Origin of the sequence: Gardnerella sp. KA01000 (assembly GCF_049244035.1) — a bacterium.
In the GTDB taxonomy this organism is placed as follows: domain Bacteria; phylum Actinomycetota; class Actinomycetes; order Actinomycetales; family Bifidobacteriaceae; genus Bifidobacterium; species Bifidobacterium leopoldii.
This window is the reverse complement of record NZ_CP058367.1, coordinates 332,900-346,571: the sequence shown is the minus strand read 5'-3', so window position 1 is coordinate 346,571 and position 13,672 is coordinate 332,900. Positions and strand designations below refer to the sequence as shown.

General features: G+C 43.3%; 9 protein-coding genes. All 9 read right to left on the bottom strand.

Features of this window, described 5'->3' with window-relative positions; translation table 11 throughout:
- Positions 1-14: 14 nt before the first annotated feature.
- The gene (locus tag HXT58_RS01220; RefSeq protein ID WP_112928787.1) at positions 15-1,943 is read right to left on the bottom strand and encodes a DEAD/DEAH box helicase; all 1,929 of its coding nucleotides are present in this window, start codon (positions 1,941-1,943) and stop codon (positions 15-17) included.
- A gap of 293 nt (positions 1,944-2,236) precedes the next feature.
- Complete coding sequence (gene ettA / locus HXT58_RS01215) at positions 2,237-3,913, bottom strand: energy-dependent translational throttle protein EttA (protein WP_174163703.1); 1,677 nt, start codon at positions 3,911-3,913, stop codon at positions 2,237-2,239.
- Between the two features lie 153 nt (positions 3,914-4,066).
- Entirely contained in the window at positions 4,067-4,570 is a 504-nt protein-coding gene (locus HXT58_RS01210) for a DUF3180 domain-containing protein (RefSeq protein WP_032835493.1), read from the bottom strand.
- Positions 4,570-5,805, bottom strand: coding sequence for a hypothetical protein (locus HXT58_RS01205; RefSeq protein ID WP_032842550.1), 1,236 nt, complete (start codon positions 5,803-5,805; stop codon positions 4,570-4,572). The genes HXT58_RS01210 and HXT58_RS01205 overlap by 1 nt, the downstream gene beginning before the upstream one ends.
- Before the next feature lie 274 nt (positions 5,806-6,079).
- The gene (gene ftsH, locus HXT58_RS01200; RefSeq protein WP_101886118.1) at positions 6,080-8,389 is read right to left on the bottom strand and encodes an ATP-dependent zinc metalloprotease FtsH; all 2,310 of its coding nucleotides are present in this window, start codon (positions 8,387-8,389) and stop codon (positions 6,080-6,082) included.
- A 61-nt stretch (positions 8,390-8,450) separates the two neighbouring features.
- The gene (hpt, locus tag HXT58_RS01195; protein WP_101886119.1) at positions 8,451-9,005 is read right to left on the bottom strand and encodes a hypoxanthine phosphoribosyltransferase; all 555 of its coding nucleotides are present in this window, start codon (positions 9,003-9,005) and stop codon (positions 8,451-8,453) included.
- Positions 8,980-10,098, bottom strand: a complete 1,119-nt coding sequence (gene tilS, locus HXT58_RS01190) for a tRNA lysidine(34) synthetase TilS (RefSeq protein WP_174163697.1) — start codon at positions 10,096-10,098, stop codon at positions 8,980-8,982. Before tilS ends, hpt begins: the two co-directional genes overlap by 26 nt.
- A gap of 46 nt (positions 10,099-10,144) precedes the next feature.
- Complete coding sequence (locus HXT58_RS01185; protein ID WP_174163694.1) at positions 10,145-11,935, bottom strand: D-alanyl-D-alanine carboxypeptidase; 1,791 nt, start codon at positions 11,933-11,935, stop codon at positions 10,145-10,147.
- A gap of 74 nt (positions 11,936-12,009) precedes the next feature.
- Complete coding sequence (locus HXT58_RS01180) at positions 12,010-13,662, bottom strand: hypothetical protein (RefSeq protein WP_174163691.1); 1,653 nt, start codon at positions 13,660-13,662, stop codon at positions 12,010-12,012.
- Positions 13,663-13,672: the final 10 nt, after the last annotated feature.

Here is a 13,672-nt window from a genome sequence, read left to right as displayed (position 1 = left end):
GCAATACCGCCAAACTAACGACCGAAGTGATGAACACGACTACCACGCTCGCCACGTTTACCGCGCCAACTGCGTTCGTTGCGTTCACTACGTTCACCGTGCTCATTACGACTGCTGCGACCGTTACGCTCGTCACGCTCACTCTCACGCCCGCGCCCACTGCGTTGCCCACGTCCACGACCGCGACCACGACCCTTACGCTTCTGCTGCTCCGGCTCCGGCATACTCCAGCCTTCTTGAAGCTCAGCAGCTTCACCCACAATCTCATCTAAAACTAGCGAAGCAGGATTCACATCCTCAGCTTTCGCATGAATTCCAGCCTTGCGAAGCATCATATGGGCAGCGCGCTTTTGATTAGGAAGCACAAGCGTTACAACATCGCCTTCTTCACCAGCTCGAGCAGTGCGACCCGAACGATGCAAGAAAGACTTAGGATCCTCAGGAGGCTCAGTTTGCACAACTAATGCAACGTCGCTAATGTCAATACCTCGCGCAGCAACGTCCGTAGCAACCAACACACGTACCAAGCCTTCAGCAAACACAGCCAAATGACGATCTCGCTGATTCTGCGACAAATTACCTTGCAAATCGACTGCAGGAATACCTTGCTGCACAAATTTTTTCGCCATATTCTTCGCTTGATATTTCGTGCGCGTAAAGAATATAGAACGTTTCTTTCCGGAAGCAAGCTTTCGCAAAACTTCGTACTTATCCCCTGCTGACACAGCAAAAATATGATGCGTCATAGTATCAACTTGGCAATCAGCATCATCCACAGCATGGACGACAGCATTTGGAAGGAAACGCTCAACTAATGTAGAAACTTGCCTATCAAGCGTTGCAGAAAACAGCATGCGTTGACCATCTGGCGCAACTTGCTCAAGAAGTCTAGTAACAGCAGGAAGGAATCCCATATCCGCCATTTCGTCTGCTTCGTCGAGCACGCTAACCATTACTTTTTCAAGCGTAAGCGCTCCCTGACGCAACAAATCTTCCAAACGACCAGGGCAAGCAAGCACAATCTGCGCGCCCTGCTTAAGCTGCGATACTTGGCGTTGGTATCTCACGCCTCCATACACTGTCACAGTGCGCATGCCATAAGCTGCAGCAAGCGGCGCTATTACGTCATCAATTTGATGCACAAGTTCACGAGTTGGAGCAAGAATTATTGCTCTAGGAGCAGGAATATCGCTAGACTCGCGTGACTTACGGTTTTTATCAGAATGAATTAAATCAACAAAATTCTCAGCTAAACGTGCAACAAGTGGAATAGAAAATGCTAATGTTTTACCGCTTCCTGTGCGACCTCGCCCTAGGATATTCGCGCCTTGTAAAGAATCGGGAAGCGTTGCTTGTTGAATTGGGAATGCAGTGGTTTTCCCATCCGCACGCAACACCTCTACTAAAGGCTCTGGAACGCCAAGTTGCGCAAAAGTTACATCGTCACGGTAATTTTCACGAGATTCAATGGCAGAGTCTGGAATAATTGTTGCGTTATGAGAATCTTGCTTTTGCTTTTTCGAAGTAGGGTGCAAAGATATTGCAGAATTTTGTTTTGTATTATGAGATTTTGCACTATTATGCTTAGCAACATTATTTTTATCAATATTATGCTTAGCAAAATCTTGTTCAGCATCCGCAATAGCTACTTCTTCATAACGCAAGGCTTTTTCGCGCGTCTTTTGACGAGCTTTTTCTGCTTTGCGATTGCGCTCCCTGCGTGAATTGAACTCGTGATTAGAACCATAATTTTTATGGCTCCCCTGATACTCAAAAGGATTGCGTTTTTCAGCTGATTTCCTAGTATTTTTGGCGCTTTTAGGCTTTTTTGTTTTATAACTATTTTTATTATTCGTATTGTTTATACTATTCGTATTTTTATCATTCTTGGTATTCTTCGCGCCTCGCTTTTGAGCGAACGCAGCATGATGAGTATGCGGCACAATAGCCTTTCGTAAAATATGTGTGTTCAAAACTTAAATTTCAAAACGTGAACTAATCGAGCCTAGCACACGCCTGGCACAATAACGGCAAATGTTGTCAAAAAGCGCCAAGACGCTCGCACCATAAGTGCTCGCTTCTGAGCTTGCATGGAAAGTCCAGTGGACTTTCCATGCAAGCTCACGCTCCGAGTTGCTTTCGCGCACTACGCTCCAAGCGCGAAAGCAGGTCGTCGCGCAAACGCCGTAAAAATCACCGGCAAATGTTTCTGCCAATAAATGAAAACAAAACTCAACTAGCGAGTGAGCTTACGGTGCAAGCGATGCGGACGAGCAGCTTCCTCACCCAAGCGCGCAATCTTATTTTCTTCGTAAGCTTGGAAGTTACCTTCGAACCAGTACCATTTTGCAGGATTCTCGTCGTCGCCTTCCCAAGCAAGAATATGCGTTGCAACTCTGTCGAGGAACCAACGATCGTGTGAAACCACAACAGCGCAGCCTGGGAAATCAAGTAAAGCGTTTTCCAAGCTTTCCAAAGTCTCAACATCCAAATCGTTAGTAGGCTCATCGAGGAGCAGCAAGTTTCCACCCTGCTTAAGAGTCAAAGCCAAGTTCAAACGGTTACGTTCACCGCCAGAAAGCACTCCCGTAAGTTTCTGCTGATCCGAACCTTTAAATCCAAAGCTTGCAACATATGCGCGAGTAGGAATTTCAACGCCTGCAACCTCAATAAAATCGAGTCCGCCTGAAACAGCTTCCCACAAGTTCTTATTAGGATCCAATCCTGCACGATTCTGATCCACGTAAGAAATCTTCACAGTGTCTCCAACAATCAGCTCGCCACCAGAAAGAGGCTCCAAGCCCACAATCGTCTTGAACAGCGTAGATTTACCAACGCCGTTTGGACCAATCACGCCAACAATACCGTTACGAGGCAAAGTAAACGACAAGTCGTCGATTAGCACACGGTCGCCAAAAGCCTTGTGAATATGCTTTGCTTCCAAAACTTGCGAGCCCAAACGTGGACCTGCTGGAATTTGAATTTCAGAGAAATCAAGCTTCTTGGAATTACGTGCCTCTTGCTCCATTTGGTCGTAACGTTCCAAACGAGCCTTGTTCTTAGCCTGACGCGCCTTCGGCGAGCTGCGCACCCAATCAAGCTCATTTTTCAAACGCTTAGCAAGCTTAGCATCCTTGGCACCCTGGATTTCCATACGCTTTGCTTTAGTTTCCAAATACGTTGAGTAATTGCCCTTATATGGATAAAGCTGACCACGGTCAACTTCGCAAATCCACTCTGCAACATTATCCATAAAGTAGCGATCGTGCGTAACCGCAATGACAGCACCCTCGTACTTGTGCAAGAACTGTTCAAGCCACAAAATAGATTCCGCATCCAAATGGTTAGTAGGCTCGTCCAAAAGTAGCAAATCTGGAGCTTCAAGAAGAAGCTTACACAATGCCACTCGACGCCTTTCACCACCAGAGCACACAGAAACAGGAGAATCCGGGTCTGGGCATTGCAAAGCGTCCATAGCTTGCTCAAGCTGCGAATCCAAATCCCAACCGTTTGCAGCGTCAATTTCAGTCTGAAGCTTACCCATTTCTTCCATTAACGCATCAAAATCAGCGTCTGGATTAGCCATTTCTTCGCCGATTTGGTTAAAACGCGCCACTTTTTGCGCAATCTCACCAAAAGCCATCTTAATGTTTTCGCCAACCGTCTTAGTGTCATCAAGAGGTGGTTCCTGCTGCAAAATACCTACCGTATAGCCAGGAGTCAAAGAAGCTTCACCGTTGGTCACATTTTCCAAACCGGCCATAATTTTCAGCAGCGTCGACTTACCCATGCCGTTCGGACCCACAACACCAATTTTTGCGCCCGGAAGGAAGCTTAAAGTAACATCGTCGAGAATTACACGATCTCCATACGATTTACGCGCCTTAATCATCTGATAGACAAATTCAGCCAAAGTAATATACCATCCTTACAAACGTTGAAATTCCAGCGTTTGTTGCAACTTGCGTCAAAAGCGTTTAATACTTTTACCTACTTAATTCAAGCAAGATGCAACTTACATAAAACTACGCAAACTAATAGCTAGTAAATACGAGCCTAGCAAATACTAGCATGTTGCTGGCGTACGATTTGACTTATTGACAGACTCAGAATCATCTTCAGGCGGAATCTGGCAGAGCCACTCGCCTAAAATGCCAACAACCATATCAATAAAGCACACCAAGCCAGCAATAGAGCATTCACGCACAACAGAGTTATACAGAATTATCTCACTGTGTGGCAAACTCATTAACAATTGCCCAACATACCAGCCAGACAAAATAGCACCTGCCATTCCCAATGCCTTCGACAGCATAAGAGCCGCAACAGCAAATTGAGAACTTACATGCTTCTTATTCTTATCTTTGTTGTTGGCAACACTTTGATGAGTTTGCAATGCCATAACAAAAGTTATTAAGCCAGCAATCACCATAATTGCAACAACAACCCACGGAGCTCCTGCTAACGACATAGCACTAGACTCTGTTGACGACACTAGAAATGCGCCCAGCACAAAGCCAAACAGTAACCCTAGTACCAGATACCACCAAGGTGTGCGATACGCTTTCATTAACAACCATCCCCTATAAGCCATTGCTCTGAGTATACCCCAACAGTTTGAGCATCAAAAGCAAACGCTAATGAGTACGAAACTGAGTTATCGTCCAAAGCAGCATCCGACTCTATCTGCATCCACGGCATAAGTTCAGGCGCCTTAGGGTCAACCGTCACCATTTCCGCTAGTTGTTGTGGCAATTTTTCTGCATCAACAGTTCTTGTGTCAGCAGCAGAAGCACCATATGAACGCGTACCCAACACTCGCACAGTCACTTTATCTTTATACAAAGTAGCAACAGCGCGAAGCAAGCGAAGCAGCTCATACTCGTCACCACCCGAAGACAGAATAAATACAGCCGCGTAATAATCAGCATCAAGCATATTGGCAACATATAATGCCGATACACCGTCAACGCGAGATTCTCTATCCTGCTCGAGCATTGCAACTATTCTCAGCATAGCAGAACGCGTGTCTTGTTTCGCGACACCCTTCATAGAAATCACTGCAGTTGTTTGTAACGGAGTTGGACATATGCGGAACAAAGGAGACTTAGTTTCTCTTTTAACAAGCTCATTGCCATAATTGACACTTTTAGATTCATCGCCACAAGAGCACTGTGAATCTCCATTATTTTCATAATCATCTGCGAAAGAATTTGCAATATCAACAGCAGCTTTAGCAGCTGCAACAGCGTCTTCATCTTCTTTGCGTTGCTTTTCTTTTCTATCTTCCTCAATAAGAGAACGGTAGTAATCTGCTATTTCGCCTTCCTCAAGATCGTCAACCGATACGCTTCCACTGCGAACAGCAACATGCGCAAGAGACTCAGGAACTACACGCCGTTCCGAATAATTTAACTCTTCTCTAGAAACGCTATTCAAAGTAACACAAACATCGTCAACAGTGCTTTTCATGCCGTAATATTCGCTTCTTAAAGCAGCATGAACAGTAATATCAGCCTCACTAATTTGCCAAGTGTGCATAGCAGAATTTAAAACAGATTTAGCAATAAGTTCTAAAGCTATAGCAGGATGCTCCTCAATCTCGCTATCTTTTTCGCAACGTTTAAGCATAAAAGCAAGACGCTCAGCAATTTGAGGAATATCTATTGCGTTAGTCTCATCTCCGTCTAATGCATTACTCAAATTAACTTTTAAAACAGCATCTATGTAAATAGAAGAATATAATCCAATGACTATTGAGTCACCGCTTGGGCGAATACCCTTCAAACTTATGGTCGTATTCATAATTTCATCTTCTACTCTCTAATAAAAACAATTTAAAATTTCAATTATTCGTTTATTTATCTTTTATTACTCTTACCTATAATACGCAAAACTAATATTTTGATATATTGTACTCGATATAAATCAACATGCGTAATTTTTTGCATATAGCACTAATTTTTATTATTAAATTCTTAGAAAAATAAAAATAAACGCTGACAGCAATAAATTATATTGTTATCAGCGTTTATTAATAACTTTATTTTATCTGCTTTTTAGCACTGCATTTACACTATTAAGCACCAAATTGAGTACCGTCATTTTGATTAGTAGGCGGATTAACAGGTGGTTTAACAGTTCCAATAACAGTTCGAGGAGCAGGTGCAGGAGTTTGAATAGACGTATCAACAGGCATCTGATCAGACTGCTGGTTTTGTGAAGTTGCATTATTGGAAGATTCAGAAAGTTCAGAAGCTTCAGTCTGCTCATTCTTACCTTCAACGTTGCGCTTCAAACTTTCTGGAATTTCAACAGGGGGAAGATCAGAATCTGGTCTTCTATCGTCCGAAAGCCAAAGAGTACGCTCAGGAGCCTTACGAATCTTACTGAAGATTTCCTTAAGTTCCTTCTCGTTAAGAGTTTCCTTAGCGAGCAACTGACGAACCAGCTCATCCAATACGTCACGATTATTGTTAATAATCTCCCACGCTTCAGTATGAGCAGTTTCGATAAGCTTATGAACTTCTTCATCGATTACTTCAGCAGTACGATTCGAGAACTTGCGAGGTTGCAAAGAATCGAGTGAACCAGAAGAATCTTCGTCAGTATCCATCCACTTAACAGCTCCAAGCTTTGCTGAGAAACCATATTCAACAACCATCTTACGAGCAATGGCAGTAGCTTTCTCAATGTCGTTAGAAGCACCAGTTGTTGGATCGTGGAACACAACTTCCTCGGCTGTGCGTCCACCCATAGCATATGCCATTTGATCCAGCAATTCGTTGCGAGACTGCGAGTAACGGTCGCTTGTTGGCATCACAGCAGTGTATCCAAGTGCGTGACCTCGCGGCAAAATCGTTACTTTAGTAACAGGATCCGTGTGGTGCAGCGCAGCAGCAACAAGAGCATGACCGCCCTCATGGTAAGCAGTGTTACGCAATTCATCCAAAGCCATGCCCTTAGACTTACGTCGAGGTCCTGCTTGAACACGATCAATTGCCTCATCAATAGCGCGATTATCGATATATTGAGCACCAGATCGAGCGCAAAGCAACGCAGCTTCGTTAAGCACGTTAGCTAAGTCTGCACCAGTAAAACCAGGAGTGCGCACAGCAACCATATGAAGATCAACATCCGGCACAAAAGGCTTACCCTTAGCGTGAACCTTCAAAATTGCCTCGCGACCTTCCAAATCAGGAGCCTCAACAGCCACCTGACGGTCAAAACGACCAGGACGAAGAAGTGCGGAATCAAGCACATCTGGACGGTTTGTTGCAGCAATAATAATCAAATTAGTATCGTTGTCGAAACCATCCATCTCAACAAGCAACTGATTAAGTGTCTGCTCGCGCTCATCATGACCGCCAGTCATGCCACTTCCGCGGCGACGACCAACAGCATCAATCTCATCGATAAAGATGATTGCAGGAGCATTCTTCTTAGCTTCGTCAAAAAGTTCACGAACGCGAGACGCGCCCAAGCCTACGAACATTTCCACGAAGTCAGAGCCAGCCATTGCATAGAACGGCACACCAGCTTCGCCTGCAATAGCACGAGCCAACAAAGTCTTACCAGTTCCTGGAGGACCATAAAGCAGCACACCGCGCGGAATACGAGCACCCAAAGCCTTGTAGCGCGAAGGGTCCTTCAAGAAGTCTTTAATTTCTTCAACTTCTTCAACAGCAGCTTGTTCGCCAGCAACGTCAGCAAACTTAGTTTTAGGAGTCTGACCTTCGAGTAGCTTGCCACGGCCACGTCCGCCGCCCATGCCAAGCATACTTCCGCCGGCACCGCCTATTCTGCTAAACATGAACCAAATCATGCCAAGGAAGAACAATATCGGAACAAGCGAAGTAATCAAATACGAAATAATGCTAGATGACTGTAAGCTAGCAGTCCAGCCGTTAGAAGGCTTCGCCTTTTCGACTTCTTGTACAATTGACCTACCTTGTGCATACGCGTAGTAGAATTGCACATCCTTGCCAAAGTCACGATTTTGCTTACTTCGTTTATCGAACTTCTTAAACGGACTATCAAGCGTAAGCTTAACTAACTGTTTATTGTCAATAATTTCCACATAACTTGCTTTATGAGATCGCACTAACTCAATACCATCCTGAGTATCGATAGTTTGCGATCCGTTATGAACAAACATTTGGAATCCGACAACTGAAAGCAACACAAGAAGCACAATCCACGTCCATGGCGACTGCCAGAAGGAACGACGATTGTTATGGTTGTTCTCGTTATTTTTATTATTCTTGCCCTGCTGACCGTTGTTTCGCTGATTCCTAGGGTTGCGTGGATTTAAAAACGGATTATTTCCGTTATTTCCACGCCCAGGACCGCCCATTGGGCCTTGCGGTGTCATAGGAGAAGCGCCCATGTAATAAGGCTCCTTTCAAACTCCTCAATTTATATAAAAATTCTGAATAGAATCTATAAAATCAAGCACCATACACTGATGGCTTTAATACCGCAATACTATTGAGGTTGCGGTAGCGTTCGTCGTAGTCCATTCCGAAACCAACGACAAATGCATCAGGAATTTCAAAGCCCGAGTAGTCGATTTGTACGTCTACTTCGCGACGTGCAGGCTTACTGAGCAATGCAAAAACTTTTACACTTGCAGCACCACGACCTTTTAGCTCATCTACAAGCCAAGCTAGCGTGCGACCGGAATCAACAATGTCTTCTACAATAAGCACATCTCGACCGCGCACATCAGTACTTAAATCTTCGCGGACAGTAATTTGTCCGCTAGTTTGAGTGCCACTGCCGTAACTAGACAAGCTCATAAAGTCCATTGATGCGTTAATGCTTAATTCTTGCGAAAATACAGCAAGAGTATTTACAGCACCTTTTAGAACTGCAACAAGCAAAACATTACGGTTTTTGTAATCTTCACTTACTTGTTTAGCAACTTCACGAATACGCTTCATAAGGTCTTCGTGGCTAATTAATTCATAGTCGATGTCATCTCGTATATCTGCAATTTGCATGTTCACTATCTTTGCATAAGCGAATGACGATATTGCGCGAGAGCCGAGTCGCTTCATAATAATTTGGCAGCGAAAAAGGCTTCTGGCCATGCCATTTTGTACATAGTTCGTCCACTGCAGATATGTGACTTGACGAGAAACGCAGACCAAGCTCACTTAACGCACGCACTATAATTCGTCTACGAATTGATGGATGATATTGCGCTAATTTATCAGCTTTTAACCTAACAGTTTTCGCATTTTTATCAAATTCCATCACTTGTGAACTAACTTCGTCAACTTGAGAATTAATATAGTCAAGATCGTCTCTAGCTATTTCAGCTCCGCGAGAAAGCAAAGTAACCATATTCGCATTAAAAAATCGCGAAATATAAGGCATTAACGTGTGTCTAACTCGAGATCTCAATGGATAATTTTCTGAAAGTTCCTCATTTTGCGAAATATCGTCACCATTTGTAGGATCATCCCACCATGAAATACCTAGATCCTCGCAAATACCAGTAGTATCTTCTCTAGTAAGCTTAATAAGAGGCCTTGCAAAAAGCACGTTTTGACGCAATGTCACTGCTTTCATGCCAGCAACTGCTTCTAAACCTGCAGAATCTTTTAACCCCATCATTACAGTTTCTGCTTGATCATTTGCAGTGTGAGCTAGAAGCACGGCTGCAGCTTGCTGCTTTTTAGCAACCTCAATAATTGCTTGATACCTAGCATTTCTTGCAGCAGACTCTTCGCCTTCTCCAGAATCTTCGACGTTCACAGATTGAATATACACGTACTTTTCGTCTATTCCAGATTGCAAACAATGCTTAGCAGCAATATTAGCAATTTCAGTTGAGTGCGGCTGCAAATGGTGATCTACTATTACAACACCGCAACGAATACCTCTACTTGCGCACACAATCACGCTCAATGCTGTAAGTGCAAGAGAATCTCTACCTCCAGAGCACGCAATAAGAACCAGAGGAGCATCAACATCTGTCGCGTGATTGCCGTGTTCGGAAAAACGCGCGTCTTGAGCACACAACGAAAGTTCGTCAAAACAATGCTTGATTGCGCCAATTCCTGCGCGTATACGAGAAGAATACACCATAGCTTCTAGTGTAACGCGCCAATAACGCTAAATTGCAACTCATAAATCATAGTTTTGGCAATTCTGCCATAAACTTATTAATCGCTACGAATGCTCCCCAAATATCAGCTGGCTGGTTCGCAACAACAGCGAAAGTTAGCACTCCACCACTTTTCCTAGATACATTACCAACCATAGAAGTAACTTCACTTAAAGAACCAGTCTTTACGCGAAGCATGCCGGCAGAAGATTCATCCGCTAAACGCTTTCTTGCTGTTCCAACTAAACCAGGAAGAGACAATCCTTCAGCAGCTGCAGCACCTCCAGAATCGGCTTTAATATTAAGCACTTGTACTTGAGCTAGCGTTGTTGCGCGCAACCTTGATTTTGGAGACAAGCCTGAGCAATCAGACATATGCAAACCACGTATATCGATATTGAGCTTGCGTAATCCTTCTTTTACTGCCTGAACTGCACCCTCCGGAGAATTGGATTTGTGAGTTGCAAGCGCAGTCAAACGACCAAACTCTTCCGCCAATGTATTGTCTGAAATACGAAGCGTATATGCCATTATTTCGTTTAAAGGTGCAGAAGAAACTTGTGCAATTAAACGCGAATTAGATGATATTAACGATTTAGTTTCGCTTACTGGTATTACAAAATTTTCAGATTGTGCAGATTTATTTTCATTTTCAGAATCTTTGTTATTTTCAGAAGAATCATCTGCAGACGAGTCTGAACCGGAATTTTTTTCGTCAGAAGTGGTTTTATTAGAATAATTACTTATAACTATTCCCTGTTTGCTTAATAATTTAGCAAAAACACGACCGACACTTAAAGCAGGATGAGGATCAGAAAGCGGAAAATCTGTCATAGCATCAGCGTCAACACCTTGCACTGAAAGGTCACGCTGACGAGCATCATCTATAGCCAAAGATGACGTTTGAGCATAAAAGCGTCGTTCAACATCTGTTTCATAAATCAAATCAGGAGCACGTTTTGCGCCAAACAATGAGTCATCAACAGCTAAAGAAACTGTGCGAATATTTTCAAGTTTCAAAGCGTTGGCTGTTCTTCTCGCTAATGTCGTTAAGCCTGCTCTGCCATTAACATGGTTCCAATCGTTTTCTCCAACGCCAAGAAGCATGTCACCATTGCCGCGAAGCACAAGCTTTCTAGCATTCGCACTAGAAGCTCGTTCTGGTTCACCGCCTGTTTTAGGCAACAAAAATACTTGAGTATCAAGAGTTGAACCCATGTCAAGAGTGCGAGAAGCCACGCTAGCAGTTAAAGTTTTAAGCGTTGATGCTGGCTCTCTTAAGGCATTTGGCTCATGTGAAGCAACTACTCGCCCATTAGCATCCATAATTACTGCTGAAGTGCTGCTACTCATAGAAGCATCGGAAACCAACTCGTCAATAAGTTTTTGAGCTTGCGAATGATTTATTTCTTTACCATAAGTCACGCCTTTAGCTAGTGAATTAACTCGCAAAAGTGATTTAGGAGAAGAAACAGTTACAGCATAATGTTGTTTTCGTAACGTCAAAGGACCGGGAAGAATATCGTATACGTCAAGCAAAAAATAAGTAAAAATAATTGCTGCACTAACTATAACTGCTATAAATGCAATAAGTAATCGCCAACGAGAAGGATATTGGCTTCTTAAAACCATAGCAGCGTATTTACTTTTCTTCTGTGTGCTACTTGGTTTAGATTCACCACTTGCTTTAGGCTCGATACTTGGTTTAGGTTTAATACTTGGTTTAGGTTTAATACTTTTGTTGGGTTCGCCGCTTTGCGTTGGCGTGCTCGCATTAGGAGTATTTAAGGCATCGTTTGAGCCTTTACTACTTTCCATGCGAGCACACCTTTAAATCGATTGCAAATACCGCGCTTAACTATACATTGCGCTTGCAACAAAGCGTGCATAAGTTACGCAGTAATCGACGCAAATCTGCGCAAGTTTTCTACAATGCGAATCATGCGCTTATCCATCACTTTGCCGCCAAGAATTACGCCAACAACCAACACAACAAATCCGTTTACTACGAACAGAATGCATGCAATCCACAAAAGATTCGTGTTAATAGCCAAAAACGTCATAGCTGCAGCAATAGACGGAATCATGCATACTGCAGAAAGAAGCGAAAAACCTATTGGAGCAAAAGATCTAGCGCCTGCAGAACCTTGCGGCCTAGAAAATGGCTTTTCGATTGACGCTACAGGGTACATTGCTATGCACGAAGAAATTAAGCCAATGCCTATGGTCGCAAAAGCTACTCCGATTGGAGAAAGAGTTTGGAACATAACTGCATTCACATTTTGCTGAACATTTGCTACGAAGAAAAGGAAAACGTAAACCCCTATTCCAAGAATTGCAAAGTACACAGCGCAAATCACGGACCAAACTATTGCGTGCGCTAAGCGATCGCACACTCCTTTTACACCAATAATCGCGTGCATAGTAAAAGCTGTGCCATCGTATGCAATATTGTTTCCAACAACCATTCCCATAAGCATCGCAGCATACATAAGCCAGCTAGAAACGCCTATGTCCTGTGCTATAGAACCAAATCCTTTAGCATTAAAACTAGTTCCTCCTGCAACTACCAGAATAAAAAGCGGCGCAATAAGCAAAAATAGTTGGCGCATATCTCTTCTCATAACGCTAATAATTCGCGCAACAATCGCACCAACTACGTTGTCTGGAACTGCAGCAAACAAGCCAATTCCTTTAGTTTTAACAACTGTTTTTTGCTCACCGCGAAGTAGCTTCGGCTCTAATTTTGCGCAAAATACAGAGATTGCAAAGCAAGCAGCAATTGTTAGTACACAAATAAAGAAGCGAATAACAAGCGCAAGCCAATTGCCATTGATGGCATCAAGAGGCAAAGCCATAGCAGCACTTAATGGAGTAAAAGCGGACGCAGAGCAAAAACCTAAGCCAAACACAATTCCTCTTGGACTTTTGTTACCAATATTCACAGTGGAAACAAAAATCATATACGCTACGAAAATAGCAAAGTAAAAAATGTTTCTTGAACGCTTGTTTATTAAAATAGTGTCCAAAAGCTCAATAAGCATTTTGCTTAAAGACACGATTGTTGCAACGTAAAGCGGAGCTGCAATTACGCTTACTAAAACCGGCACAATTCCAAAGTTTCTGTACGCTAAAGACCACAAAGCAAGCGCGATTGTACAGCTTATAGAAAACGCTCCAAAAAGGGAGCCAAGAAGCATACCAGCTTGCTGCTTTACGTAAGGAATGCCGTAAAGCGCAAAACTACGCGACTTTAGTGTTGTGTCACTGCCGAACATAAACAGGTTTATAAACAGCGTAAAAATTGACACAATCGACGCAACCATTATTGGAGCGAACTGAAATTCCTGCCAATTTTTAGTATCTGCAAGCATTCCTGGATTAAGATACTTTCCTGCTTGCCAGCCCGCAAAACCAAGAGCACATATAATTGCAAGTCCAAAAACAATGACTATACCAAAGCCGATTTTTTGCCAAATCGACTTTCGCATAACAGAAAAAGTAAGCGCCCAGCGAAGGCGAACCATGGTAAAAATCATAGACATTACGGCCATC